Origin of the sequence: uncultured Microbulbifer sp. (assembly GCF_913055755.1) — a bacterium.
GTDB lineage: Bacteria > Pseudomonadota > Gammaproteobacteria > Pseudomonadales > Cellvibrionaceae > Microbulbifer.
The window spans coordinates 15,523-42,182 of the sequence record NZ_CAJXKH010000021.1 but is presented as its reverse complement, the minus strand read 5'-3'; the positions used below and the strand labels follow the sequence as shown (position 1 = coordinate 42,182).

At 60.3% G+C, this 26,660-nt stretch carries 27 protein-coding genes; 16 read left to right on the top strand and 11 right to left on the bottom strand.

Translation table 11 applies throughout. The annotated features are described in order from the left end of the window. Window positions 1-289, top strand: a 289-nt coding sequence (locus QZ511_RS05890; protein ID WP_295800359.1) for a GIY-YIG nuclease family protein, incomplete at its 5' end; no start/stop codon positions are given. On the opposite strand, the gene QZ511_RS05885 is transcribed toward QZ511_RS05890, so the two are convergent. Continuing rightward, complete coding sequence (locus tag QZ511_RS05885) at window positions 262-957, bottom strand: SDR family oxidoreductase (protein ID WP_295800356.1); 696 nt, start codon at window positions 955-957, stop codon at window positions 262-264. The genes QZ511_RS05890 and QZ511_RS05885 overlap by 28 nt on opposite strands. A gap of 55 nt (window positions 958-1,012) precedes the next feature. Here QZ511_RS05885 and QZ511_RS05880 point away from each other — a divergent pair, with 55 nt between their 5' ends. From QZ511_RS05880 to QZ511_RS05855, 6 genes are all read left to right on the top strand, one after another. Further along, on the top strand, window positions 1,013-1,333 hold the full coding sequence (locus QZ511_RS05880; protein ID WP_295800354.1) for a DUF3301 domain-containing protein: 321 nt from the start codon (window positions 1,013-1,015) through the stop codon (window positions 1,331-1,333). 41 nt (window positions 1,334-1,374) lie between these two features. Further along, window positions 1,375-1,587 (top strand): DUF1653 domain-containing protein, encoded by a 213-nt coding sequence (locus QZ511_RS05875; RefSeq protein ID WP_295800351.1) that lies wholly within the window; start codon window positions 1,375-1,377, stop codon window positions 1,585-1,587. A gap of 50 nt (window positions 1,588-1,637) precedes the next feature. Then, window positions 1,638-2,705, top strand: coding sequence for a saccharopine dehydrogenase NADP-binding domain-containing protein (locus QZ511_RS05870; protein ID WP_295800348.1), 1,068 nt, complete (start codon window positions 1,638-1,640; stop codon window positions 2,703-2,705). A gap of 121 nt (window positions 2,706-2,826) precedes the next feature. Further along, on the top strand, window positions 2,827-3,354 hold the full coding sequence (locus QZ511_RS05865) for a phosphatase PAP2 family protein (protein ID WP_295800345.1): 528 nt from the start codon (window positions 2,827-2,829) through the stop codon (window positions 3,352-3,354). A gap of 48 nt (window positions 3,355-3,402) precedes the next feature. After that, window positions 3,403-4,485 (top strand): glycosyltransferase family protein, encoded by a 1,083-nt coding sequence (locus tag QZ511_RS05860; protein ID WP_295800342.1) that lies wholly within the window; start codon window positions 3,403-3,405, stop codon window positions 4,483-4,485. Window positions 4,486-4,596: 111 nt separating this feature from the next. Further along, window positions 4,597-6,417 (top strand): acyl-CoA dehydrogenase, encoded by a 1,821-nt coding sequence (locus QZ511_RS05855; RefSeq protein WP_295800340.1) that lies wholly within the window; start codon window positions 4,597-4,599, stop codon window positions 6,415-6,417. Window positions 6,418-6,426: 9 nt separating this feature from the next. Here the strand turns inward: QZ511_RS05855 and QZ511_RS05850 are convergent, their stop codons facing one another. The 7 genes from QZ511_RS05850 to QZ511_RS05820 all read right to left on the bottom strand — a co-directional run bounded on the left by QZ511_RS05850 (window position 6,427) and on the right by QZ511_RS05820 (window position 12,356). Beyond that, a complete protein-coding gene (locus tag QZ511_RS05850; RefSeq protein ID WP_295800337.1) occupies window positions 6,427-7,299 on the bottom strand; it encodes a polysaccharide deacetylase family protein in 873 nt (290 codons plus the stop codon). Window positions 7,300-7,348: 49 nt separating this feature from the next. Next, window positions 7,349-8,707: an ATP-binding protein gene (locus QZ511_RS05845; RefSeq protein WP_295800334.1), complete on the bottom strand. Its 1,359-nt coding sequence runs from the start codon at window positions 8,705-8,707 to the stop codon at window positions 7,349-7,351. Window positions 8,708-8,710: 3 nt separating this feature from the next. Then, on the bottom strand, window positions 8,711-9,385 hold the full coding sequence (locus QZ511_RS05840; RefSeq protein WP_295800332.1) for a response regulator transcription factor: 675 nt from the start codon (window positions 9,383-9,385) through the stop codon (window positions 8,711-8,713). 45 nt (window positions 9,386-9,430) lie between these two features. After that, a complete protein-coding gene (locus QZ511_RS05835; RefSeq protein WP_295800331.1) occupies window positions 9,431-9,778 on the bottom strand; it encodes a PepSY domain-containing protein in 348 nt (115 codons plus the stop codon). Between the two features lie 47 nt (window positions 9,779-9,825). After that, window positions 9,826-10,404, bottom strand: coding sequence for a hypothetical protein (locus QZ511_RS05830; RefSeq protein ID WP_295800329.1), 579 nt, complete (start codon window positions 10,402-10,404; stop codon window positions 9,826-9,828). A 115-nt stretch (window positions 10,405-10,519) separates the two neighbouring features. Continuing rightward, entirely contained in the window at window positions 10,520-11,038 is a 519-nt protein-coding gene (locus tag QZ511_RS05825; protein ID WP_295800326.1) for a TlpA disulfide reductase family protein, read from the bottom strand. Then, window positions 10,950-12,356: a YihY family inner membrane protein gene (locus tag QZ511_RS05820; RefSeq protein ID WP_295800324.1), complete on the bottom strand. Its 1,407-nt coding sequence runs from the start codon at window positions 12,354-12,356 to the stop codon at window positions 10,950-10,952. The genes QZ511_RS05825 and QZ511_RS05820 overlap by 89 nt, the downstream gene beginning before the upstream one ends. A gap of 154 nt (window positions 12,357-12,510) precedes the next feature. On the opposite strand from QZ511_RS05820, the gene arsC reads away from it, so the two are divergent. The 9 genes from arsC (at window position 12,511) to QZ511_RS05775 (ending at window position 23,021) form a co-directional block, all read left to right on the top strand. Next, window positions 12,511-12,855 carry an arsenate reductase (glutaredoxin) gene (arsC, locus tag QZ511_RS05815; protein WP_295800322.1) on the top strand — a complete coding sequence of 115 codons (345 nt, stop codon included), beginning with the start codon at window positions 12,511-12,513 and terminating at the stop codon, window positions 12,853-12,855. Beyond that, window positions 12,856-13,467 carry an NAD(P)H:quinone oxidoreductase gene (gene wrbA, locus QZ511_RS05810; RefSeq protein ID WP_295800320.1) on the top strand — a complete coding sequence of 204 codons (612 nt, stop codon included), beginning with the start codon at window positions 12,856-12,858 and terminating at the stop codon, window positions 13,465-13,467. It begins immediately after the preceding gene. After that, entirely contained in the window at window positions 13,460-13,840 is a 381-nt protein-coding gene (locus tag QZ511_RS05805) for a DUF2069 domain-containing protein (protein WP_295800317.1), read from the top strand. Before wrbA ends, QZ511_RS05805 begins: the two co-directional genes overlap by 8 nt. A 54-nt stretch (window positions 13,841-13,894) precedes the next feature. Next, window positions 13,895-15,763: a signal peptide peptidase SppA gene (sppA, locus tag QZ511_RS05800; protein WP_295800315.1), complete on the top strand. Its 1,869-nt coding sequence runs from the start codon at window positions 13,895-13,897 to the stop codon at window positions 15,761-15,763. Between the two features lie 316 nt (window positions 15,764-16,079). After that, the gene (locus QZ511_RS05795) at window positions 16,080-17,813 is read left to right on the top strand and encodes a carbohydrate-binding module family 20 domain-containing protein (RefSeq protein ID WP_295800314.1); all 1,734 of its coding nucleotides are present in this window, start codon (window positions 16,080-16,082) and stop codon (window positions 17,811-17,813) included. Between the two features lie 232 nt (window positions 17,814-18,045). Further along, window positions 18,046-18,780, top strand: a complete 735-nt coding sequence (locus tag QZ511_RS05790; protein ID WP_295800311.1) for a glycine zipper 2TM domain-containing protein — start codon at window positions 18,046-18,048, stop codon at window positions 18,778-18,780. A gap of 327 nt (window positions 18,781-19,107) precedes the next feature. Further along, window positions 19,108-19,992 carry a mannosyl-3-phosphoglycerate phosphatase gene (locus QZ511_RS05785; RefSeq protein ID WP_295800309.1) on the top strand — a complete coding sequence of 295 codons (885 nt, stop codon included), beginning with the start codon at window positions 19,108-19,110 and terminating at the stop codon, window positions 19,990-19,992. 4 nt (window positions 19,993-19,996) lie between these two features. Beyond that, the gene (locus QZ511_RS05780; protein WP_295800306.1) at window positions 19,997-21,220 is read left to right on the top strand and encodes a glycosyl transferase; all 1,224 of its coding nucleotides are present in this window, start codon (window positions 19,997-19,999) and stop codon (window positions 21,218-21,220) included. 46 nt (window positions 21,221-21,266) lie between these two features. Beyond that, the gene (locus QZ511_RS05775; protein ID WP_295800304.1) at window positions 21,267-23,021 is read left to right on the top strand and encodes a sugar phosphorylase; all 1,755 of its coding nucleotides are present in this window, start codon (window positions 21,267-21,269) and stop codon (window positions 23,019-23,021) included. 42 nt (window positions 23,022-23,063) lie between these two features. Here the strand turns inward: QZ511_RS05775 and QZ511_RS05770 are convergent, their stop codons facing one another. From QZ511_RS05770 to QZ511_RS05760, 3 genes are all read right to left on the bottom strand, one after another. Continuing rightward, window positions 23,064-24,050 (bottom strand): HPP family protein, encoded by a 987-nt coding sequence (locus QZ511_RS05770; protein WP_295800300.1) that lies wholly within the window; start codon window positions 24,048-24,050, stop codon window positions 23,064-23,066. Window positions 24,051-24,157: 107 nt separating this feature from the next. Next, the gene (locus QZ511_RS05765; protein ID WP_295800299.1) at window positions 24,158-25,354 is read right to left on the bottom strand and encodes an MFS transporter; all 1,197 of its coding nucleotides are present in this window, start codon (window positions 25,352-25,354) and stop codon (window positions 24,158-24,160) included. Window positions 25,355-25,360: 6 nt separating this feature from the next. Then, on the bottom strand, window positions 25,361-26,623 hold the full coding sequence (locus QZ511_RS05760) for an MFS transporter (RefSeq protein ID WP_295800297.1): 1,263 nt from the start codon (window positions 26,621-26,623) through the stop codon (window positions 25,361-25,363). Window positions 26,624-26,660 lie beyond the last annotated feature (37 nt).

The following is a 26,660-nucleotide window of genomic DNA, read 5'->3' as shown; positions in this document are numbered from 1 at the left end:
CTGGTTTGTCTATCTGATCCGCACCCGCAGTGGCAGCCTGTACACCGGTGTCACCCGGGACGTGGCGCGCCGCTTCGCGGAGCACGCCAGCGGTGGTCCCAAGGCGGCCAAGGCCCTGCGCGGGCGCGGGCCGCTGACTCTGGCATTCCAGTGCCCAATGCGCAGCAAGTCCGATGCGCTCAAGCTGGAGGTGCAGATCAAACGCTGGCCCAAATCCAGAAAGGAACAACTGATCCAGGTCGGCCCCGAAATGCTGGCGGATTACCAGGGAATCTTTGAACCATCGTAATTGTAGAAGTGGCCGCTGCACCGGGAATCAGCTTCGGTTAGCAGTTTTTTTAGTCCATTCACGCTCTCGGTGGTGGAAATCAGCGCATTGGGGCCGCCCATCTCGGTCTGCACCCAGCCCGGATGCAGGGCAAGCACCGCGATCCCCTCCTCCGCCAGGTCCACGGACAGGCTTTTTACCACCTGGTTCACCGCTGTTTTGGAGGAGCGGTAGATATACCCCCCTCCGGAACTGTTGTCGGCGATGCTTCCCACCTTGCTGCTAATGATACCCACCACCTTGCCGGAGCCCGCCAGCAAGTGAGGGCGGAAAGTCTCCACCAGCTTGTAGGGCGCGATGGTGTTGATTTCCAGCACCTTGCGCCACTCTTCCACATCCACATTGCCGAAACCGACTCCCTTGGGGCCGTAGTAGCCGGCATTGCTCAGCAGGATATCCAGCGGCTTGTCGTCCAGCTGCTGTGCCAAGTCCGCCATTTGCCCGTAATCGGTGACATCCAGTGCATGGACTTCGATATTCCCCCGCTCTGTCGCGAGCTCACTCAGCTCCCAGGCCGCCGCCGGATTGCGGCAGGTGGCGATCACCTGCCAGCCATCGGCGCTGAATTGCCGTGTCAACTCCAGGCCGATACCGCGATTACAGCCGGTAATGAGAATCGTGCCGGGCATACTCCCTCCTCTGGTGGTATTCTTGCGCGGTTGGATGATAGCAACTGTAGGCGTTATGTATTACTCACTGGGCGATCTGATCTGGGTGTTCCTGCTACTTCTTGGCGGCTGGTACCTCTGGTCCGGCATGGCGGCGAAGGACCGGGTGCGCCGGATTGTAAAGGCACACTGCGCGGAAACCGGCGTACAACTGCTGGACGACACCGTGATGCTGTCGCGCACGCGCCTGAAGCGTGACCGCAGCGGCCAGGTGCGCCTGCACCGCCAGTACGAGTTCGAGTTCACCTCGACCGGCGAACGACGCTACAGCGGCGTTGCGGTGCTGCACGGGCAACGTATTTCCCAGATCCAGCTCTCCCCTTACCACTTGGCCTGACAGGCCTCACCGGTTCTGCAAGGCTCCATTCGAGGCATCCCATGCAAAGAGGCATCTATCGCCACTACAAGGGCAATCTCTACCACTTGATGGAAATTGCCACCCACAGTGAAACCGGGGAACAACTGGCCATCTACCGGGCTCTGTATGATGAGTTCGGCGTCTGGGCGCGCCCCCTGGCCATGTTTGCGGAAACCGTCGACAAAGACGGACAGACCATCCCCCGCTTCGCGCTGGAAAAGGCGCTCGACTGACACACAACACCCGCCCACCGACGACAGAGCAAAAACAACAAGGAATTCCGGTGAACAACGAACAGATCATGATTTACGGTGCCTACGGCTATACCGGCGAGCTGATTGCGCGCCAGGCGGTGGCCAAGGGCCTGAAACCCATCCTGTCCGGCCGCAGCGCCAGCAAACTGCAACCCCTGGCGAGTGAGCTGGGACTGCCCGCCATCGCCGTCAGCCTGGACGACCAGGATGCACTGGCCCGCGCCCTGCAGGATGTGGCGGTGGTCATCCACTGTGCCGGTCCATTTTCGGCGACGGCGGAACCCATGATGCGCGCCTGTATTGCCAGCGGCACCCACTACCAGGACATCACCGGCGAGATGTCCGTGTATATCCAGGCCAACGACCTGGCCGCGGAAGCCAAAGCCGCCGGTGTGGTATTGTGCCCGGGCACCGGATTTGATGTGATTCCCACGGACTGCATGGCGGCGGCGCTGCACAGGGAAATGCCCAGTGCCACCCACCTGACCCTGGGATTCGACTCCGATTCCGGCCTCAGCCCCGGCACCGCCAAAACCAGTATCGAGAGCCTGGGTGTGGGCGGTGCCGTGCGCCGCAACGGCAAGATCGAGGTTATTCCCCACGGCGAGCGCACCCGGGAAATCAACTTCGGCCGCGGCGAGAAATTTGCTGTGGCCATTCCCTGGGGCGACGTGGCCACCGCCTACTACTCCACCGAGATTCCGAATATCGAGGTGTACATCCCCATGAGCCCGCGACGGGCAAAGAAGATGCAGGGCCTGAACAAGTTCCGCTGGCTGCTGCGGATGAACTGGGTGCAGAACTGGCTCAAGGGCAAGGTGGACAAAAATGTGCGCGGCCCCAGCGCAAACCAGCGTGCGGAGCAGCAGACCTGGGTGTGGGGAGAAGTGCGCAACGACCGCCGCGGCGAACGCCGGATAGGCCGCATCACCACCGCCAACGGCTATGACGTTACCGTGCACGGCTCCCTGGCGGTCATGCAGTTTTTGCTGAACTACACGGGTCCCGGTGGTTATTTCACGCCGTCGAAACTTTGTGGTCACCAGCTGGTGGAGCAACTGCCCGGCTCCGGCACCTTCAAATTCAGTATCGACTGACACCCGCCCCGCCCAGACAAGATGCGCCGGCCACCTGGCTGGCGATCCCCGCCGTCAGAATTCACGGATCTGACACATTTTGTTCAAGTGAGCGCAATATTGGCTTCGTAGCTTAAGCTACATGAGAAGCTTACCTATCACTTTAAAAACGGTAGATGTGTCACTGGTTCTGCGCATGGCGGAACGGGCGACGCGGCCAGCCTCCCGCAGGAACTACCTGCTGCTTTCCCGCTCAGCGGATGGCTGGCTCTACCTGCTGTCGCCGCTGCTGGTAGCACTGGTAAACACCGCCGCGGCGATGCAGTTTCTCTATACCTGCGGTGCCGCTTTCGCCCTCGAACGGTCCCTCTACTGGACCATCAAGAACACCACCAAGCGGGCGCGCCCCCCGCAATCCATCCCCGGACTGCGCTCGATCATCATCGCCAATGACCGCTTCAGCCTGCCCTCGGGACACACCTCTGGCGCCTTCCTGTTTGTCACCGTGCTGAGCCAGTGCCTGAATCCGCTGTGGGCGCTGGGGTACTTCTGGGCTGCCGGCGTGGGCACCTCCCGTGTCGGTCTGGGCGTGCACTATCCTACCGATGTATGTGCCGGCGCTTTACTGGGCACCAGCGTCGGATTTGCGGTCAGCGGCTTCCTGCTGTAACCGGTTTGCCATTCTTATCCAGCCAATAATGATCACTGGAGTATCACTTTGAAAATTCTGTACGGCGTCCAGGGCACTGGTAACGGCCATATTTCCCGCGCCCGCGAAATGGCCCGCGCGCTGCAAAAATACTCGGAATTGGAAGTGCAGTGGCTGTTCACCGGCCGCCCGCCGGAAAAGCTGTTCGCGATGGAAGATTTCGGGGATTACTGGTGGCGCGAGGGGCTGACCTTCGTGCACAAGGAGGGCAAGATCGACCAGCTGGCCACCACCCGCCAGCTGAATGTCCGCCGCCTGTTGAAGGATATTCGCGAGTTGCCGGTGGAGGAATTCGACCTGGTCATCAGTGATTTTGAACCGGTGTGCGCCTGGGCCGCGCGCAAGCGCAATCGGCCGAGCCTGGGGCTCGGCCACCAGTATGCGTTTGCACACGATATTCCCCGCCCCGCTTTCGGCTGGACCGCGCGCGCCATCATGAAAGTATTTGCACCGGTGGAGGTGAGCCTGGGGATGCACTGGTACCACTTCGGCCATCCGATTCTGCCACCCATCGCGCAACCCCATCTTTCGGAAGCACAGGGCGACGGCGAATCCAGCGGACACGTACTGGTGTATCTGCCATTCGAACACGCGGCCCCCCTGCTGCGGGAACTGGCCAGGCTGCCGCACAAGTTTCTGGTCTACGGCCTGCCGCTGGACCTGCCCCACGCCGATAACATCATCCTCAAGGCGCCCTCGGTCGGCGGCTTCCGCGGTGACGTGGCCAGGTCCCGCGCGGTGATCTGCAACAGCGGCTTTGAACTGATTGCGGAAACCCTGACCCTCGGCAAACCAATCCTGACCCGCCCGCTCCAGGGCCAGTTCGAGCAGGAAGCCAATGCCATGGCACTGCAGGAACTGCAGCTGGCCAGGGTGGCCGCGAGGATCAATGCAGACACCATCGGCCACTGGCTGGACCAGGACCCCAGCGGGGTGCGGATCCTGTGGCCGGATGTGGCCGATGCCATCGTGTACTGGATTGCCAACGGCCGCCGCAACACCCCCCAGCAGCTGGCCGACAGCCTGTGGGAGGCAGTTATACCGGGGCGTGAAGGCGCTACCGCAGAGGAAACGCAAACAGCCACTGAATAGTGGCTGTTGCCATTACCTGATAGATCATTGACCCCTTCCCGCGCTCACCCTAGGCTCGCTCAACCAGAAAAAGTACATCACAAACCGAGCGAGTCGGGTGAGGAGGTAATAGTGAGCGGGACCGAGCATATTGGGCTGCTGAGAGACAGGGATATCGAGTTCCTGCTCTACGAATTTTTAAATGCGGAACAGCTACTGGAACGGCCCCGCTACCAGGAACATTCGCGGGAAATTTTCAACGCGACCCTGAATACCGCGAAAACCATCGCCGACAAATTTTTTGCCAACCACTACACCAAGGGTGATGCCTGCGAGCCGACGTTTGACGGTGAAAAGGTAAGCCTGATCGAAGAGACCCAGCAGGCCTGGAATGCCTTCGCCGAAGCGGGCTTTCTCGCCGCGGGATACGACTTTGCAGAAGGCGGCATGCAAATGCCGGAAGTCATTCTGCGCACCGCCATGGCCTATATCAGCGCCGCCAATGTGAGCTCCGCGGGCTACCCGTTCCTCACTCTGGGCGCCGCCCGCCTGGTCCACGCCTTTGCCAGTAATACACTGAAACAACGCTATCTGCCGCCGATGATGGACGGCCGCTACGCCGGCACCATGGCGCTGACGGAACCGGACCAGGGCTCCGCACTGGCAGACATCCGCACCACCGCCACCCCCGCAGAAGACGGCAGCTACCGCATCAGCGGCCAGAAGATGTTTATCTCCGGTGGCGACCAGTCGCTGACGGAAAACATCGTGCACATGGTGCTGGCGCGGATCCAGGGTGCCCCCGCCGGGGTAAAGGGTATCTCCCTGTTCCTGGTGCCGAAGATACTGCCGGCTGCGGACGGAACTCCGGCGCGGCGCAATGACGTCAGGCTCGCCGGGCTGCTGCACAAAATGGGCTACCGCAATACCACCTCCACGGTACTGAGTTTTGGCGAGGCAGGCGGTGCGGTGGGCTACCTGGTGGGCGAGCCCCATTGCGGCCTGGCATACATGTTCCAGATGATGAACGAGGCTCGAATCGGCGTCGGCAGCGGCGCGGCTGTACTGGGCTATCGCGGCTACCAGCACGCGCTGCAGTATGCGAAAGAGCGGCCCCAGGGACGCCATCCATCAAATCGCGACCCGCAATCGAAACAGGTGGCAATTATCGAGCACGCGGATGTGCGCCGCATGCTGCTGATGCAGAAGAGCTATGTGGAGGGTGGCCTCGCCCTGTGCCTGTATGCTTCTTCACTGCACGAAGATACCCACACGGCGCCGTCACAACCGGAGCGCCAGCGCGCGGCAGACCTGCTGGACCTGCTCACCCCCATCGTGAAATCCTGGCCCTCGCGCTACTGCCTGAAAGCCAATGACCTGGCGATCCAGGTACTGGGCGGTTCCGGCTATATCCGCGAGTATCCACTGGAACAGCTCTACCGCGACAACCGCCTGAATCCAATCCACGAGGGCACCGAAGGCATCCAGGGCCTGGACCTGTTGGGGCGCAAGGTACCCGCAAACGGGCTCGCCAATTACCGCATACTGGTGGAGGAAATCGAAAACACCATCCGCCTCTGCAGCGACGTATCCACATTGCACCCCCTGGCCGGTGCGCTCAAGGATGCCCTCAATCAACTAAACGGGGTCAGCGAATGCCTGCTGAAGCAGATGGCAGAAAACCCCGACAAGGGGCTGGCCAATGCCACCCTGTACCTGGATGTTTTCGGACGCGTGGTGGTGGCCTGGATCTGGCTGCGCCAGGCGCAGATTGCCGATCGGCAACTGCAATCAGAGGAAGAGCTGTCGGGCGAAGAGCGCAATTTCTATCGCGGCAAACTGCAGGCGGCGCGCTTCTATATCAAGTGGGAGCTGCCGGAAATCACCCCGCAGATCCACCTGCTGCAGACCGGCAATTCCCTGCCATTCGATATGAAACAGGATTGGTTCTGAAATAACGGTTCAGTTTTCCCGGGCGGTCGACGCCAGCGGTTCTGATTTCCGCTGCTGTCCGCCCTGGAAGCGCTGCAACTGCGCCACCGCGTCCCTTACCGTCGCCACCCAGTACACATCCGGGTGCGCCGCCAGGTAATCCAGCAATACACGATGGGCTTCTGCGGAAGTCGTCAGGTAATCGCCACCAACCCCGTGAAACATAAAGCCCACCAGGCTGTTTTCAGCGCGGGCGGCCTCCACCACGGCAATCAGTTCGTCACCACTTTTGCCCAGGGCGTCAAAAGATTCCAGCTGATAGAAGTTTCCATCGTCGATAGCGTGCTGGCCGTCCGCCGAACCGAAGCGGGCGGCAACCGCATGGCGCTTGAGGCTGGCAACAATATCTTCGCCGCCCGCCTGCATGTCCCCGCAGGGATAGGCGAAGCTGCGCGTGCGCTCGCCGTCGATGGCAGCCAGCAGGCTGTTGGTGGTCTGCAGCTCGTCGACAAACTGTTCCAGCGTGTAGTGATCCAGGTCCTGCCACGGCTTTACCCAGTCGCGCCCGGCGAGCGATTTGCGACACGGGTGGTAGAGCATATGGTTGCCGAGTTCGTGGCCGGCCGCGGCGGCACTGCGCCATTCCGCCAGCCGCGCCCGGATCGATGGCCTGGCACCACTCAGGTAAAAAGTGCCGGGCAGTTTGTGGGCGTTCAACTGGGGAATGGCAATATCCAGGTGGGAATCCAGCGCGTCGTCATAGGTCAGGACGACCGCTACCTCGGCACCGCCGGGCCAGGGTGAAATGTTTTTGCTGTTGTCATTCGCGTTTTTTCCCAGCGAGGCAACCGCAAACAACGCAACACACGCTGTTAGCAGTAAGCGCAATCCTTGACGCAACATTTAAGCCGCTCCTATTCAGTCTGAATTATTTTTATTTGATGATGCGTATTTAAAGTCGAATGTAGATTTCCGCACCGCCCCACTCCGAGGCACGCACGCCGATGGTACCGTGATAGTTTTCCACGATATCCACCACCACCGCCAGGCCGATTCCCTGCCCCTGCTGTTGCTCGTCCGCACGTACGCCCCGCTGCACCACCTTCTGCCACTGCTCCTGGGTCAGGCCCGGGCCATCGTCCGCCACCCGGATTTCCAGCCCGCGCTGCTCGCCGGTGTTTTCGATCTCCGCCAGTAACCTGCCGCCGCCGTATTTGTAGCCGTTGTCCAGCAGGTTGCCGAGCATTTCCATCAGGTCGCCCTCGTCGCCGTAGAACAGCACCGAGTCATCGCACAGCAACTCGGCATTCACCGACTTGTCCCGGTAAACCTTGTCCAGTGCGGTGAGAATCTTTTCTGCCAGCGGCTTGACCGCAACGCCGCGCAGGATCGATTTGGGGGAGCTGGCTACCGCCCGCTGCAACTGGTAGCTGATAATGCTGTCCATCCGCTGCACCTGTTCCGCCAGAATGCCCTGGGTACCCTTGGGGTCAGCAGCCGGGTCCAGGCCCTTCAATACCGCGAGCGGTGTTTTCAGGCTATGGGCGAGATCCGCCAGCGTGTGCCGGGTCTTTTCCCGCTGGCGGCGTTCGTTTTCAATCAGCAGGTTGAGGTTGTCGGTGAGCGGCACCAGCTCGCGGGGGAAATTTCCCTGCAGTGTGTCGCTGCCGCCCTGCTGCATCTGTTGCAGCGCCCGCGCCACCGAACGCAGCGGTGCCAGCCCCCAGCGCAATACCAGCAGCTGCACCGCGATCAGCGCCAGGGAGCCCAGCCCCAGCCAGCGCCACAGGGTACTGCTGAACTGATGTACCTGCGCCTGCAGCGGCGCCGCATCTTCCAGCACCACAAAGGTAAACTGCACTTCGCTGTCCAGCCCCCAGGCGACGCCCTGGCGGAAACTGCTGAAGGGCGTGGGCATATCCGGCAGGCGCACCTCGGCAAAGACCTGCTGCCCCTGGCGCAGGGGCAGCGGCAGTGGCATCTCGGAAAAATTGGGCAGGCTGAGTGCCGACTGGGAGCGCCAGATTACCCGCCCGCGGGCATCCATCACCGCGCCGATCAGGCCCGAATCCGGCTGGTTGAAGCGCTGCTCCGGCAGATTCGGCGGCAGCCGCAGGCTGTCCCCTTCCGGCTCCGCATACGCCAGCAGGGTGTAGATATGCAACTGCAGCTCGCGGGCCTTGGCCTCGTCCAGCGAGGTGCGGTAGGCCCGTTCGAGCACACTGGACAGCACCACCAGAAATACCAGCAGTACTAGCGTGGCCATCAGCGACAGACGGCCGGAAAGGGAGTGCAGCCAGCGGGACAGCAAGGGTCAGTCCGCGGGCCGGAAGCGGTAGCCGCGCCCACGCAGGGTCTCGATAGGCTTGATACCACCGGCCGCGTCGAGCTTTTTGCGCAGGCGGCCGATAAACACCTCGATCACATTGCTGTCGCGGTCGCAGTCCTGCTCGTAGATATGCTCGGTGAGTGTGGTTTTGGACACCACCTCGTCCGGGTGCAGCATCAGGTATTCCAGCACCTTGTATTCGAACGAGGTCAGCTCCAGCTCGCTGTCAGAGACAATCACCCGCTGGGCGCTGGTATCCAGGCTGATCGGGCCGGCGCTGATGGTGGGGGAGGAAAACCCGGCGGAGCGCCGCACCAGTGCATTCAGCCGTGCCAGCAGCTCTTCGTTGTGGAAGGGTTTTACCAGATAGTCGTCGCCACCCGCTTCCAGGCCGCGCACCCGCTCCTGCCAGTGGCCGCGGGCGGTGAGGATCAGGATGGGAAAATGCCGCGATTCCTTGCGCAGGGTTTCGATCACCTGGATACCATCAATTTTCGGCAGTCCCAGATCCATTACCGCCACGTCGTAAGCGTATTCGCGTCCCAGGTACAGGGCCTCTTCGCCATCCGGCGCCTCGTCGACGGTGTAACCTGCCTTGCGCAGGGACGCGGCCAGTTGCTCGCGCAGGACCTGTTCGTCTTCTACCAGCAGTGCGCGCATAGTTGTTCCTCAAGCTGTGCCCCGCAAAAGCGGGACGTCGGCGGTTCAGCGGGAAATGCGACCGCTCTGTTTATCCACGTAGACCACGTATACCTGGCTCTTTTCCGAAAGCCCCTTTACCCGGTACATGGCCCTGCCGTCTTTATTGGTTTCCTGAATTGCCAGGATCTTGCCACCGTACTTGCGCTTGACCAGTGCCGCGGCCTGGTCGCGGGAGATGCCATTCTTTTTCTGCACCCGGTAAGCGCCGTGTAGCGCTGCACTCCTGGAGTCGCCACTCAGGAGAACCCGCTGCGGAAAAGGCTGGGCCCGTTCAGCCCGCGCCTGTGTCGGTACCGCAACCAGGCTCGTAAGCAATGCGACCACAAAAACGATGGCGCCGGTGAGTTTCACGTTACTGCTCCTGTCAATTCAAAGTGCCGGTGACAATCTGCTCGGGATTACCAGACCGGTGTCACGTCCACGCGTACCCGGATTCTATCGCCTGGATGGCGGTCAGTGCGAGTCAGGAACTCCTGACCGTTGTAGCGGTAGTTTACGTCATAACCAATCAGTTCCCGACGGGTGGTTACCTCCTCCACCACCTGGCACTGCTGCTGGGTACCGTGCTGCACCGGCGCATTGCTGCGGCTGATGGCACTGCCGATCATCGCGCCCACCGCAGCACCGGCAACGGTGCCCGCCGCCTTGCGTCCATGGTCGTGGTAGCGGCGGTGGTGGCCGCGCCCCTTGGCCGCATTGCGACCGACCGCGGCGCCGATCAGGCCGCCGATAATGGTGCCCGCAGGAGATGCCTGCTGGTAGGTCACCGGTTGATCCCAGCAGCGGGTGCGGGGCTCAACCACCTGGACATCGTTATAGATGGGGGTAACGCCGGTCACTATGGCGTAATCGAAACCGTCACCTGCGTAGTAACCGCTTTCGCCAGCGGCAGCGCCGGCGCTGAGCCCCACCAGGGCCGCAGTCAGGCCGGCGAATGCCAGCGGCTTGAAGATGCGGAATTTGTGCTGCTTAGCCATCTCTGTTCTCCCTGTGACCCGCTGGTACTCCAGCGTGGATTTCTCTGGTCTGGCGACCGATGGGAGCACTGTATCGAGGGGAGCCTGAATCTTCGCTGAACCCCGGGGGAACCCCCTATTCCGGGTTCGCTGCCCGGGAAAACCGCAACACGGCCTCCCTGAGACTGTCCTCGGACTGAGGACCGACAAGAGTACCGAGCCAGTTGCCCTCCCCGTCAATGATCAGGGTGGATGGCAGCACCTGGGGGCGCGGCTGTCCCCAGCGCTGTGCAGGTTCCCTGGCCAGCACCGGGAATTCAATGCCCATCTTGTCTGCCTGCGCGCGCACCTGCTCCGGCGGCAACTGATCGAAGTTGATCCCCAGCACCAGCACCTGTTCCCGGTTGTTGCGCTGGAAGGTGTTGAGCTCGGGGATTTCCTCGCGGCAGGGTGTGCACCACTCCGCCCAGTAGTTCACCAGCATCATGCGCCCGCGTGGAATTACCGGCTCGCCGTTGAGATCGGTTAACTGCCCTTCCGGCGAGGTAGCGGCTGGGCCGGAAAAGTCACACCCGCTTGTTATCGCCAGGGCCAACCACAGCCAGACTGCGACTGTCTTTACCCGCGGCTTTGCTGCTCTTGTCTGACTTGTCATTTTTCTTTGCGCTACTCTTTCTCGCCGGTTTTCTGCCACTGCGCCCCTTGCTGTCGGGGGTCTTTTCCTCAGGTTCCTCCGAGTCCGTCCCCTGCCCGCGTTCCTCGGCCATGGAGGCCCGGAACAACTCCCCCAGGGATTGCGACATTTGTTCGTGGGAGAGCACGCGAGATTCGCTGAAGCGCGCGGACATTTCCCGGTACCAGGGACGGCTTTCCAGCTCGCGATGCCCGTGCTCAGGTACCGGTGCCGGGTGCAACCATTCCGTCATCTGCTCGATGGTGACGGAATCCAGGTCCCGCACCAGAACATAATCGTTGCGGTCGGTCTGGGTGATGACGTTGCGATCCTGCAGTACCTGGCGGATGCGCCGCCACTGGCTCGGGCGGATACCCGCGCGGGAAATATCCTGGTCGCGCACCGGCAGGCCCTTCTGATACTGGCTGAAAAATTTCCACATCAACAGCATCGTCGCCACCAGATCGGAGTAATTCCGCCCCTGAGCAGCGGCGTGATAGGCCGAGAGCGTGCGCACCAGCACGCAGCCCGCAAGCACAATCATCCACATCAGGAAGATCCAGATAAGAAACAGCGGCACAAACGCAAAAGCACCGTAGATGGCCTGCACCGAAGTGCGCGCGACGGCGACCCCGAACAGCACCTTCGCCGCTTCGAATACAAACGCGGTAACCACACCCCCGACTACCCCGTGGCGCAGTGGCACGCGGCAGTTGGGCACCGCGATAAACAACAGGGTGAAGGCGGTAGCGGTCAGCATCCACGGCAGCACCCGCAGCACTATGGGCATCACCCCGAGACTGTCGTTCTGCACGATAAACTTCTGAGAAAACAGATAGGTGCTCGCCGCCATGCCGGCACCCAGCAGGATCGGCCCCAGACTGAGGATGGCCCAGTACAGCAGGAAACTGGAAACGCCGCGGCGGCCGCGGGGAATATCCCAGATTGCATTGAAAGTGACTTCAATATTGCGCAGCGTCAGCCCCGCCGTGATCAGCAGGAAGCCGATACCGAGACCGGTAAGCCGCTGGGCCTGGGAAGAAAAGTTGCTGATGTATTCCTGCACCTCGCGCCCGCTTTCCGGCACGAAATGCGCAAAGATCTGCTGCTGGATCTTGCTCTGCAGGCCGGCAAAATCCGGAAACAGGGACAGCATCGCATAGCTCACCGTCACCAGTGGCACTATGGCAAACAGGGTCATATAGGTGAGTGCAGCGGCACTCTGGCGGCAGTTCTTTTCGTTAAACAGCGTCCACAATGAAGTAATAAAACGACGCCAGCGGTGCACCATTTCAGTCATGGGTCTTCTCTTGATATAAACCAGCCAGTGTAACCCGCGCCACAGAACGGCTTCCTGTGCGCGTTTTTTCGCCGGCTAAATACCCCATACCCCAGCGTAGACGAGTCACGGCAGGCTGTTAGAATACGCCAAACCTTAACAGGATACTGCCCGAATGTGGACGATCTATCACAATCCCCGCTGTTCAAAATCCCGCCAGACCCTGCAGCTGCTGCAGGAAAACCAGATTGAACCGGAAGTGGTTCTTTATCTGGAAACGCCCCCGGACTCAGCCACTCTGAAAGCCCTGCTGCAAAAACTCGGCATCAGCGCCCGCGACCTGCTGCGCAAGGGCGAGGACGAATTCAAGGCGCTGGACCTGAAAGACCCGTCCCTGTCCGAGGACCAGCTGATCGACGCCATGCACGCCCACCCCAGGCTGATTGAACGCCCGATCGTGGTCAAAGGCGATCGCGCGGTGCTCGGCCGCCCACCGGAAAATGTTCTGGAGCTGCTGTAAATGGTGGGGGACACAGAAAGTTACATCCTGATTCTGTACTACAGCCGCAACGGTGCCACCGCGCGCATGGCCGCCGAGATGGCCCGCGGTGTCGAATCCGCCGGCCTCAGCGCCCGGCTGCGCACCGTGCCACCGGTGTCGCCGGACACCGAAGCGAGCCTGCCACCGGTAGCGGATACCGGGGCGCCCTACTGCACCGCAGACGACCTGCGCAACTGCGCCGGGCTGCTCCTCGGCAGCCCGACCCGCTTCGGCAATATGGCGTCGCCACTGCGCTACTTTTTCGACCAGACCAGCGACATGTGGCTCGACGGCAGTCTCAGTGGAAAACCCGCCGCCGTGTTCACCTCTACCGGCAGCCTGCACGGCGGACAGGAAACTACGCTGATATCAATGATGCTGCCGCTGTTGCACCACGGCATGGTCATTGCCGGCATCCCCTATTCCGAGGCCGCACTGATGCATACCCGCAGCGGTGGCACGCCCTACGGCGCCTCGCACTGGGCCGGCGGTAACGACGGTGCGCTGAGCGAAGACGAGATCACCCTGTGTCGCGCACAGGGGCAACGCCTGGCCCAACTGGCACACAAACTGGAGGACCGCGATGAGTGAAGCGCAGGCGGACATCGCCCCATTGCAGCGTAAACTGGCTCGGGCCAAGCGCCTCAACTGGTTCTGCTATATCGCCCTGCTGCTCCTGTTTGCGGTCTGGAACCTGTTTCTTCCCGGCGGCTCCATCAAGTGGTGGCTGCTGCAGACGATCCCCCTGCTGCTGGTGCTGCCGGGGCTGCTGAAAGGCAATCACCGCAGCTACCTCTGGCTGTGTTTTATCCTGCTGCTGTACATCACCGCGGGGATTGTCGATGTAATGATGCCTACACGCGGCTGGCAGCATGGCGTACTGACGGCACTCAGCCTTACCCTGTTCGTTTCTGCCATGATGACCAGTCGCTGGCAGGTGAAAGTCCAGTCCGCCGGAGGCTGAACAGGCTTCCGCACACAGACAACCCGCCAGACCGTTCAACAAGGAGTTCCTGGTTTGACAGAGTCGACCCATAACCGAGGTTTCATTCGCCGCTTTTTCGGTGCCATCGGCGGTGCCATCACCTGGCTGCGCCGGGTATTTACCAACCTGCTGTTTCTGCTGCTTCTGGTGTTTATCGGCGCCGCCATTTTCGGTGGCGAAGAACGCATCACCGTGCCCCAGGGGGCCGCGCTGAAAGTGGCTCCCGGCGGCTTCCTGGTGGATGAGCTGAGCCAGCCCGCCGGTATCCCCACGTTCCTGGGCGGCCCGCGGACACCACCGGAAACCCGGGTGAAAGACCTGGTGGACGCCATCGACGCCGCCGCCAGTGACAATCGCATTTCCTCCCTGGTGCTGGAACTCGATTACCTGGTGGGCGCCAACCTCAGCAAACTGGAGGAAGTGGGTGAAGCGGTGCAGCGCTTCAAGGCCAGTAACAAGCCGGTCTACGCCATCGGCGACAACTTCACCCAGGCCCAGTATTTCCTCGCCAGCCACGCCGAGAAAATCTACCTGAACCCCATGGGGTCGCTGCTGTTGACCGGTTTCGGCAGCTATCGCAATTACTACAAGAGTGCGCTGGAAAAACTGAAGATCAACTTCCATGTGTTCCGCGTCGGCGATTACAAGGATTTTATCGAGCCCTATACCCGCGACGATATGTCTCCCGCTTCCCGGGAAAACAACCAGCGCTGGCTGCACGGGCTGTGGCACGAATACACCGAACAGGTGACCGGCCTGCGCAACCTGCCCCCCAACAGCATCGACAGTTTCATTGCCGATCTTCCGCAAAACCTGCGCGCTGAGGGCGGCAGCTGGGCCAGGGCCGCACTGGAGCACAAATTTGTCGACACCCTGGCGAGCCGCCGGGCAGCGGTTGCCGAGCTGCAACAGTCCATCGGCATCAGTGAGGCAGACAACAGCACCTACAAATTTATCAACGCGATGGATTACCTGCGTCACAAGAAACTGACCGAAATCCCCAACCCCGGCACCCAGACCGCGAAAATCGGCCTGATTTCCGCCGCCGGCGCCATCGTCGATGGCGAGGCCCCCGCCGGCCAGATTGGCAGCGAGACCCTCGGTGACCTGATTGCGGAAGCCCGCAACAAGAAGGTCAAGGCGCTGGTGCTGCGTATCGACAGCCCCGGCGGCTCCGCATTTGCCTCCGAGGCCATCCGCCAGGAGCTGCTGGCCACCCGCGAAGCGGGCATCCCGGTGATTATTTCCATGGGCAGCGTGGCCGCTTCCGGTGGCTACTGGATTGCCGCCGGCGGTGACCGCATCTGGGCCTCCCCTTCCACAATTACCGGGTCCATCGGCGTATTCGGTGCCTTCCCCACCTTCGAGGATTCCCTCGAGCACCTGGGCATCTACAACGACGGTATCGGTACCACGGAACTCGCCGGCACCATGCGCCTGGACCGCCCCCTGCCGGAAGCCGCTGCCAGCCTGATCCAGCAAGGTGTGGAAAATACCTACGCGCAATTCCTGCAGCTGGTGGCGGCAGCCCGCAACAGCACCCCGCAGGAAGTCCACAAGATCGCCCAGGGCCAGGTTTGGACCGGGCGCGCGGCGCTGGAGCTGGGTCTGGTGGATGAGCTCGGCAACCTCAAGGAAGCCATTGCCGACGCCGCACAGGTGGCCAAACTGGACCAATATGAGGTGGTGGAAATCCAGCGCCAGCTGACCACCAGTGAAAAGCTGATGCGCGCCCTGGCGGACAACGTGGACGCGCGCATCGCCGCCAGTGTCGAGCAAAACCTGCCACTGGGTGCCTGGCTCAACAGCCTGCAGCCGGCCCTGGACCCACTGCGGGAACTGCGCACATTCAAGGATCCCCGCGCACTGTATGTACGCTGTATGGGCTGCACGGCACCGTAATCAACCCGTACTTGATCTGTTGCAGCAAAACGAACTTTGCTGCAACAGATCCCCTCCCCACTTGAAACGGCGCTTGTTTGCCTCTGGCTCCCCCACTGGCACAGCTCCTCCCCCCTGAGGGAGGATGAGCGGCCGATCCCCTCTCCATAACATCCGCTTCCTACTCCCGACCTGGAGTAGCCCTCCTGAGAAGTGTGTTGTTCAGGTGCAAGCCGGCACCGAATATTTCCCGTCCCCAGTTGTATCCGGAGACATTTCCCTGTTCCGGTGTTCGGTCAAAAAAATAAATATACGACCAACCAACGAGGTGAAATTCATGCGTCACTTATTAGCGATGATCGGCGCGTTGCTGCTTACGGCTCCAGGACTGTCACTGGCCGAAGTTCCACGCACGGCATTCGTGCACCTGTTCGAATGGCAGTGGGATGACGTTGCCAGTGAATGCGAAAACGTACTCGGGCCCAAGGGTTATGCCGCGGTCCAGGTTTCTCCACCGCAGAAATCCGTCAGTGGCAGCCAGTGGTGGACTCGCTACCAGCCGGTGAGCTACCAGATAGAGGGGCGCTCGGGGAGTCGCCAGCAGTTTGCCGACATGGTAAAACGCTGCAACGCCGCCGGCGTCGATATCTATGTGGATGCGGTGATCAACCATATGGCGGCCTGGGATCGCAACTTCCCCGAAGTGCCCTACGGTGTAAACGATTTCCACACCTGTACCGACGATATTGATTACGGCAATGCCTGGTCGATCCAGAACTGCGACCTGGTGGGTCTGAACGACCTCAAAACCGAATCGGATTACGTACAGCAAAAAATTGCCGATTATCTCAACGACCTGAGCAGCCTGGGCGTTGCCGGCTTCCGCATTGACGCCGCCAAACATATTCCCGCTGCGGACATTAACGGCATCAAGAGTCGCCTTGCCGGCAACCCGTATATTTTCCAGGAAGTAATTGGTGCCGGTGGCGAGCCAGTACAGACCACCGACTACAACTGGATTGGCGACGTCACGGAATTCAATTTCTCCAATACCCTCGGGCACTATTTCAAACTGCGCGGCCCCCTGCGGGAGATCAGCAATATCGGCACCTGGTCCGGCTGGCTGCCCAGTGATGATGCCGTGGTGTTTGTTGCCAACCACGACAACCAGCGGCAGAACACCGGAAACATCATCACCCACAAAGACGGCAACAATGCCAACAATATGGCCCATGTGTTTATGCTCGGCTGGCCCTATGGCTACCCCAAGGTAATGTCCAGCTACGACTGGAGCGATCACGACCAGGGCCCGCCGTCCAGTGGCGCCAGCAGCTGCAGCAATGGCTGGCTGTGCGAGCACCGCCATCGGGAAATTGCCAACATGGTGGGCTTTCGCAATCACACCGCAGCCTACTTCGGTGTATCTAATTACTGGGATAACGGCAACCATCAAATGGCCTGGGGGCGCGGCGGACTGGGGTTTGTGGCAATCAATATGGAATCCGGCAGCCTGAACCGGCAATTCGACACCGGGATGCCGGCGGGCGTCTACTGCGACATCATCCATGGCGACTTCGACTCCGCAACCGGCAGCTGCAGCGGCTCCACCATTACCGTGGACAGCAGCGGTGACGCAGGCTTTGACATTGCCTCCCACAATGCATCGGCTATCCACGTTGGTGCCCGGGTCGGCGACATTTGTACAGACTGCAATGGCAGTAGCTCCGGCGGCAGTTCAAGTAGCAGCTCCAGTGGAGGCTCCAGTAGTTCCGGTGGCAACATCGATGTCGCGTTCACCTGCAATAACGGTTACACCTATTGGGGACAGAGCGTTTACGTGGTAGGCGATATCAATGAGCTGGGGAACTGGAATCCCGCGCAGGCGCGCAAGCTCGCCCCTGCCAACTACCCCACGTGGAACGGCAGTCTAGCGCTGCCCACAGATACGGATGTGGAATGGAAATGCCTCAAGCGCGAGGAGCAGAATGCCGGCGCCGGTATAGAGTGGCAGAACGGGGCTAATAACACCTTCAGTTCCGGCAGCAACCAAAGCCCATCTGCCAGTTTTTGAGGATGATAGCGGCCGCCAACTGGAGCGCCAACATCCATACGGCATAAAAAATAACCACGTAGCCCGGTGTAGCATTCACCGGGCTTTTTTTGGTTTCCGCAACCGCCCATTTCCAACTGCCAACGGGTCACCAGATTCCAAAACTTTGACGTATTCACTTTCGGTTCAGATCTGCGCCGATACACTGCCCCCATTGAATCAGAACAACTCGAATGGGATCAGGTGACCCGCTATGAAAATCTACTCCTCCCTGCTCATCGCCCTGTTTTGCGGCAGTCTCGCTACCGCCGTACAGGCCGATCCCCCGGAAGGCCGCGGCTGGAAAAAACACCATAAAAACCGCGAGTACAAAGAAGAGTACTGGGACGGCAACTGCAGGGTAGAACGCAAGTGGAAGCGCAACGGTGACTACAAGGAAGAGCGCAAGTGCTACAACCGCCGCTATGCCGACAACCGCCATCACCACCATCAGGAGCCCGTGCGGGTAGTGGTACTGCCGCCCTGGTTTGACCAGCGCGCGCCAGAACCGGAATACCGCCCCGAATGGCGTCCCGCCCCCCGCACCACTGCCACCCGCTGCAACAGCGACAAGGTAGGCAGTGTACTGGGAGGGCTGATCGGCGGTGTTATCGGTCACCAGATCGGCGACGGGCGCGGCAATACCGCGGCCACCATTGGCGGTGCCATTGCCGGGGTTCTGGTCGGCGGGGAAATCGGCCGCCGCATGGACCAGCGCAATCAGGCGTGTGTCGCCCAGGCCCTGGAATTCGCCCCGGAAGGCGAGCGCATTACCTGGCAGGACTCCCAGAGCAACCAGCAATATGCCGTTACACCCGGTGAAATCGAAATGCGCGGACAGCAGTACTGCCGCTCTTTCACCACCGAAGTATTCGGTCACGGTGACGACAGGCGCACTGCAGGCACCGCCTGCCGCCAGCAGGACGGCACCTGGGTTCAGGCCCTCTGACCTGCTGTCACTAGAGCAATACGGGCTGCCGGCCAGTAGCGGCAGCCCGCCTTCCCATCTCCCCACCTCTCCCCTAGACCCCGCCAGACCAGCCGGTCGCACCATAATGGTGCCGAGCCTGGTCAGCGCCGCAACTCGCTCCCCATTTCAATGCACTTTGCCGGGACATTTTCTGTCCCCCTGAGCAAAGAGAGGAAAATGCCGCCAAATCCCCCTCTACAAGCACCGTAGTGGCTCACAATCCGGTGGACTGGCACTATTTTTGGATTACATAAGGAAAACGGGCGCAGTTTGGCACCCCATGGATAAAAACAGATAGCGGGTACGATGACGCAAAAAAAGCAGCTTCAGGGGCGGTTTCAGGATCAACAGAATACACAGTGGCTTATCGTAAGTGACCTGGACGGCACCTTGCTGGATCACTTCACCTACTCGCACAGCGACGCCGACGCAGCGCTAAAGCTGCTGGAAAACAGCGGCATTCCGGTTATCCTCAACAGCAGCAAGACCCGCGACGAAATGCTGGCGCTGCGCAAATCCTTCGACAATCGACACCCGTTTATCGTGGAAAATGGTTCTGCCATTTTCATTCCCCGCGGCTACTTTCCGCACAAGCCGGATGCCGCACGGGAAGCCGGCGATTACTGGGTTCTTGAACCGGGTGCGCAACGCACGCAATTACTCGAATTCCTCGCACGCGACCAGCAACAGCACCCCGCCGCCTACCTGAACTTTCACGCTGCCACCACCGACGAAATCGTTTCCGCTACCGGGCTTACAACCGCAGAGGCGCAACAGGCACAGACTCGAGGCTACTCCGAACCGCTGCTGTGGCAGGGGAATGAACTGCAGAAACAGGCCTTTATCGCCCGCGCCAATGCCGCCGGTTTTGCCACCCTGCAGGGCGGCCGTTTTCTGCATTTGCTTGGTCAGACCGACAAGGGGCTGGCCATTCAGCTGCTGAAAAAAACCTACCAGCAATACAGTGGCCGCCCGTGCAGCCTGGTCGCCAGCGGTGACGGCCCCAACGACCTGGATATGCTCAAAGTGGCAGAAATTGCCATCATCGTCCGCTCGCCGGCACACAAACCACCCACACTGAGCGGCCACCCCAGGCTTATTGTCACCCGCAATCTCGGACCACTAGGGTGGGCCGAGGCCATCCGCGAAATTTTTCCGCAGATATTCGCTAGCACTCCAACAGAGGGATAATCCCGTGACTGATTTTTTCCAGAACGGCGCCATTACCACCCTGCACAATCTTTGCAATCGCAGCCTCGATGACATGGAAGCGGAACTGATGCGTTTTTCCCGCCAGCGTCCCATGTCACTGCTGTTGCCTTCACTCTATTCCGAGCTGGAGGGTGAAGCACTGCCGCGTATTCTCGAAATACTCGCGGAAGTCCCCTATCTCTCCGAGATCGTAATCGGCCTCGACCGAGCAGATGAATCCCAATACCGCGACGCCCTGCGACAATTCAGCGTCCTGCCCCAGCACGTGCGCGTACTCTGGAACGACGGTCCGCGGCTGCGGGAACTGGATGCGCAATTGCAGCGCGACGGGCTGGCGCCCAAGGAAGCGGGCAAGGGACGCAATGTGTGGTACTGCCTGGGATATATCCTCGCTTCCGGCCGCGGCGAGGCGGTCGCCCTGCACGACTGCGATATCGTCACCTACGACCGTATGCTGCTGGCGCGGCTGTTCTATCCGGTTGCCAATCCCAACTTCAGCTACGAATTCTGCAAGGGCTACTATTCCAGGGTGGCTGGCGGCAAGATCAATGGCCGCGTGTGCCGGTTACTGGTGACACCGCTGATTCGCACCCTGATGAAAATCTACGGCCACACCGAATACCTGGATTATATGGACAGCTTCCGCTACTCCCTGGCCGGGGAGTTTTCCTTCCGCCGCGACGTGATCAATGACCTGCGTATCCCCAGCGACTGGGGTCTGGAAATCGGTGTGCTGTCGGAAATGCACCGCAACTATTCCACCAACCGCCTGTGCCAGGTGGATATCGCCCACGCCTATGACCACAAGCACCAGGATGTCTCCTTCGACGACGACCACGGCGGGCTATCCAAAATGTCTATCGATATTGCCAAATCCCTGTTTCGCAAGCTGGCGACCCAGGGCATCGTCTTTTCTTCCGAGACCTTCCGCAGTATCAAGGCCACTTATTTCCGCGTTGCCCTGGATTTTGTCGAGACCTATCGCAATGACGCCATCATAAATGGCCTGAATTTTGATATACACAAGGAAGAACAGACCGTGGAATTATTCGCCAGCAACCTGGTAAAAGCCGGGCAGGCGTTTCTGGACAATCCCATGGAAACCCCGTTCATCCCCAGCTGGAACCGGGTAACCAGTGCGGAGCCGGGATTCCTGCAACAACTCAAGCACGCGGTGGAAGCGGACTACGAAGAATTCAATCGCTAACAGTGGACCAAAACAACTATCCGGCCTGACATCAAGGGGAGACACAGTGACCAGTCCTTCGGCGGATTTACCGATCAGAGAAGTACTCAAGCAGAAAGTGGTGGATCACCTGGCGGTGATCTATCCCGACCAGGAACTGCAGCCCATCGCTCACGAGCTGATCATCAACATGCGCCTGGACGAGGACTGCCAGACCCCCCTCGCCCACAAAAACCTCTGGGACCAGACCGATATCGCCGTAATCACCTACGGCAATACCATCCTCAGCGAGGACCAGCCGCCGCTCAAGACCCTGCATCACTTCCTGCAGACCCACTTTCCCATGCTGATCAACAGCGTGCATATCCTGCCGTTCTTTCCCTATACCAGTGACGATGGCTTTGCGGTGTCCGCCTACAAGCAGGTAGATCCACCACTGGGGGACTGGAGCGATATTCTGCGGATCAGCACCGACTTCCACCTGATGGCGGACCTGGTGATCAATCACTGCTCCTCCCAGCACGAATGGTTCCGCAACTACCAGCAGGGGGCAGACCCCGGCAGGGACTTTTTCCTGGAAGTGGACCCGGAGGAAGACCTGAGCCGGGTGGTGCGCCCGCGCACTACGCCGCTACTGCGCCCCACCACCACCCCCAACGGCACCCGCTACGTCTGGTGCACCTTCGGCCACGACCAGGTCGACCTGAATTTCCGCAATCCCAAGGTGCTGGCAAAATTCGTCGATATTATCCGCCTGTACCTGGATATGGGTGTGCGAATTTTCCGACTGGATGCGGTCGCCTTTATCTGGAAGCGCGCCGGCAGCAACTGCATCAATCTCAAGGAGACCCACGAGATTGTGCGCCTGTTGCGTACCCTGATTGAACACGCCAACCCCAATGCGGTGATCATTACCGAAACCAATATTCCCAACCGGGAAAACCTTTCCTATTTCGGCAATGCCAATGAAGCCCACTGCATCTACAACTTCTCGCTGCCACCGCTACTGGTAAACACCCTGGTGTCCGGTAACTGCCGCCACCTGAAAAGCTGGCTGATGAGCATGCCGCCGGCACAGAACGGCACGACATATTTCAATTTTATCGCTTCCCATGACGGTATCGGCCTGCGCCCGGTAGAGGGACTGCTGGACGACGACGAACAGGAAGCACTGATCCAGACCATGGAGAATTTCGGCGGGCAGATTTCCTGGCGTACCCTGGACGACGGCAGCAACAAACCCTATGAAATCAATATATCCCTGTACGACGCACTGAAGGGCACCACGGCCGGAGAAGACAGCTGGCAAATGCAGCGATTCTTCTGTGCCCACGCCATCATGCTGGCCCTGGAGGGGATTCCCGCGTTCTACCTGCACAGCCTGGTCGGCACCACCAATGACTACGAGCGCATGAAGGAGCACGGCCACAACCGCGCGATCAACCGCCGCCAGTGGCAGGAACAGGAACTGAATGCGAAACTGGCAGACCCGGAATCCCATCACCACGAGGTATTCTACAAGTTGCGCCAGCTGATCCAGTTGCGTCGGGACCAGCCGGCCTTCCACCCCAATGCAACACAGTTCACCCTGCATCTGGGGGAGCAGGTATTCGCCTTCTGGCGCCAGAGCCTGGACCGCAGGCAGAGCATTTTCTGCCTCAACAATATCTCCGATCAGCCGCAGACCATTTCCCTGAATGCCATCAACCTGATCGGTACCGATGAATGGTGCGATCTGATCAGCGGCGCCACCTTCGAGGATATGCTGAGTTCGGTGACCCTGGATCCCTACCAGACCCTGTGGATCAGTAATCGCTCTTGATGGGAGATATCCGCCCCTGGCCCGGCGCTTGCAATAAAGGTGTCAGGCCGGGTGTTCCTCGTCAATGCTTTCCGCACATTTGACCCAGTGTCCCTGCTTGAAAGTAACTTCAAAACGCGCCCACTGGCGAAACTCGTCGCGCATACAAATATCCGTCTCAAAGGCCCCGTTGCCGGCCAGTACCTTGTAGATGATCCGGTCTTTAACGGGCGGCGGCTCCCGGGACTCGTCCACCACCTGGCGCACACTCCACAGGCGCCCCAATTTGCCGTTGCTGTAGCAACGCCCGGCAACGATTTCCCGCGGGTGCACCACATTGCGCTCCGCATGCTGCTTGGCGAGCTCCAGCAACTCGGTCAAACCCTCTGCGGTAATGTCGACAAATGAGTCCTGTTCCTGGATTGCCGCGGCAAAATCTTCCTGGGTAATTTCCGTTTCCCGCACCAACGGCTCGGAGTGCACCACCCGCTTGCTCCGCCGTCCCAAATGCACCGGGTAACGACGCCAGGAAAACAGGCTATTGAAGGCGATAGCGACGGCCAGAATGAGCAGTACATTGGTAAGGATCGGCACCAGGAGAAAATCGAATCCCAGCTGGAAAACCGCATCGCCTCCGGTCACCGCCGTCAGCGCGGTCGCCCCCCCGGGCGGGTGGATACAGCGCAGGTAATACATGGCAGCCACTGCAAGGCCGACCGCGGCACCTGCCGCCAGCAACTGCAACGGGATCAATTTGTGACACAGCACCCCGACCGCAGCCGAGACCAGGTGCCCGCCGAGCAGAGACCAGGGCTGAGAGAGTGCCCCGTGGGGCACCGCGAACAGCAACACCGCACTGGCGCCCATGGAGGCAATGATGAAATAACTGGTAGAAATATCGATCAGCCCCGCGGCCAGGGTGCGCTGGGTTGCCCAGAATACCGCAACGATAGCCAGCGCCGCGCCCAGTGCCGACAGCAACTTTTCCCGGTGACTGGTAGTGTTGCGCTCGATCCCCAGATACGCACGCACTTCACGGATAAATCCCAAACTCTCCCCCCACTCTTCTCTGCGCGCTGCTCTGTTGAACCGGATCTATTCTGGCACTGCCCTGCAGCGCTGCCGTTCCAGGATCCCCGGGAAGCCCCGCGTCTGCCCTACACCGCAGGCTCCGCCCGCGGAACCCTGCCCCAGCGGACCTCGTTACCCGCCGCCGGCAGCACCGGAATATTCTGAGCCAGCAACAGTGAGCCCACTGCCATCGCCGCACCGCACCAGAACACCGCCGCAGGTGACACCAGCCACAAGACCCCGAACAACACCGGGATAACCACAGCGGCAATATGGTTGATGGTAAAGCTGACCGCGGCAGAGGAGGCAATGTCCCGCTCGTCGACAATTTTCTGGAAGTAGGTCTTGATGGCAATGGCCATGGAGAAAAACAGGTGGTCGATGATATACAGCGCCGCCGCAGCCGTCGCGGTCTCCACCAGGGCATAGCCGCTAAATACCAGGATCAACCCGATATACTCCAGAGTCAGCGCCCAACGCTCACCAAAGCGGACAATCAGGCGCCCGATCTTTGGCGCCAGGTACAGGTTCAGCAGGTGGTTGACGATAAACAACTGCGCCACTTCGGCTACCGTATAGCCAAACTTTTCCACCATCAGAAATCCGGCGAAGACCACGAAAATCTGCCGCCGTGCACCGCTCATGAAAGTCAGTGCGTAGTAAAGCCAGTAGCGTTTGCGCAGAATCAGCTTCTTGTGCTGTGCATGGGGCTGCGGAAACGCCGGAAACGCGATCCATAACGCCGCGACGATCACTACCGTAACGCCGCCACCCAGCAGGTAGATCCAGAAGTAATCCAGCTGCAGCAGGTCCGAGGTCAGCCATACCAGACCGTAGGCCGCCAGCGAGGCGAATGAGCCCGCGGCCATGATTCTACCGAGCCAGATGGCCGAACTCTCCTTGGGCAGCCACTGCAGGGCTAGGGACGTCTTCAGGGCCTCGTAATAGTGAAAGCCAACGGACATCAGCAAGGTGGTGCACAGCAGTCCCAGGGTGGAGGGGAAAAAGCCGGTAACCGCCACCCCGATCCCCGTGGCAATCAGCGAGATAAAGGCCAGCCGCTGTTCACGCACCAGCAGCAACACGAATACCACGGTAAATGCGAGGAATCCGGGAATTTCGCGCACACTCTGCAACAGCCCGATTTCCGCCCCGGTAAACTGCGCGCGCTCGATGACAAAGTTGTTCAGCAACGCTTGCCACACGCCAAATGACAGCGGCATGGCGAGCGCCAGTAACAACAGCAGTATTTCTGGACGGCGCCAGTTCAGAGAAGATTGCATGGTAAATCAGTGCTCAGAGATTTCGGATTGTTCGGACTGATGGAAACTCAGTTGGCGCAGGGCGCCGCTGAACCAGGCCAGCACAAAGGCTGCGAGGCTGAATATTCCCGCCCACCACAGGGTGGAGAGTGGCGCGGCAAATTCACTGATCACCCCCGCCGCCAGAGCCCCCACCGCGGCGGAACCGAACAGCGACAACTGGTAGATGGAAATGATGCGGCTGCGCACCTGCTCCGGCGCCAGCAATTGCACAATTGCCTTGCCGAGGGCCGCGGATGCCGCTGCCACCGCCCCCCAGCAGGCACACAGAATCATCAGCCCCACGGGCGTGGGACCGAAGCTGATGGCGATCATCAACGCCGCGCTGTACAGCAGGCACATCAGGACACCGCGCCCGGGACGGTTGCCCTGCCCCCGCCGCAACATTACCACCGTGGCCAGCACGGTACCGGCGATAAACGCAATCTGCAGGGTGGCATAGTAGCCAGCGCCGCGGCCGTAGTCTTCCGCCAGCAGCGGCAGCACCACCAGAAACACGCCGATATGCACCAGGCCGTTAAACCCCACCAGCAAAACCAGCTCGAAAATCGCGCGGCTCTTTTTCAGCTCGGCAAAACCTTCCACCAGTGCCGACGGCAATTTTTGCCGCGCGGATTGCGGTGCCGGCCCCAGGTGGCGCATGCTGAAGAAAAACGCCGCCGCTACACACAGTACCGTCACCTGGATCAGCAGCAATACCTCTGCACCCCATTGGTCGAAGCGGCTCGCCAACAGCATGCCCACCGCCTGCCCGCCGTACTGTGCCAGCATCATCCAGGTCACCGTGTGCTGCACACGGCTTTCATTGATGCGTGCGCTGCCACCCCTGGGTTGCCGCGCGCACCGCTGAACCAGGTTGTCACGCGCCGGCTGCAAAAACGCGGTAAAGACGCCCAGGCTGATACCGTAGATCAGCAGCAGGGAAAGGCTGGGCAAATGGGAGAGCAGAAAAAACGCCAGAAACCCGTGACACAGAGCCAACCCGATACAGGAAAGCGCCGCTACCCGCGCGGAATCAAATCGATCCGCCAGGGCGCCACCAAACAGCAGGAACAACAGGTTGGGCAACAACACCGACGCCTGTACCCAACCCAGCTGCAGTGCCGGCAGGTCCACCAGGGATACCGCAATCCAGGGCAGCAATACCACCTGTAGCCCGGTGGCCAGGGAGGTACCACTGTACCCGAGCAGGAATGTTCGCAGCCGTGCCACCAGTGCGGGAAATGCCATTACAGAATCCGGAAAATCTTGTACGTGCGATCGGGGC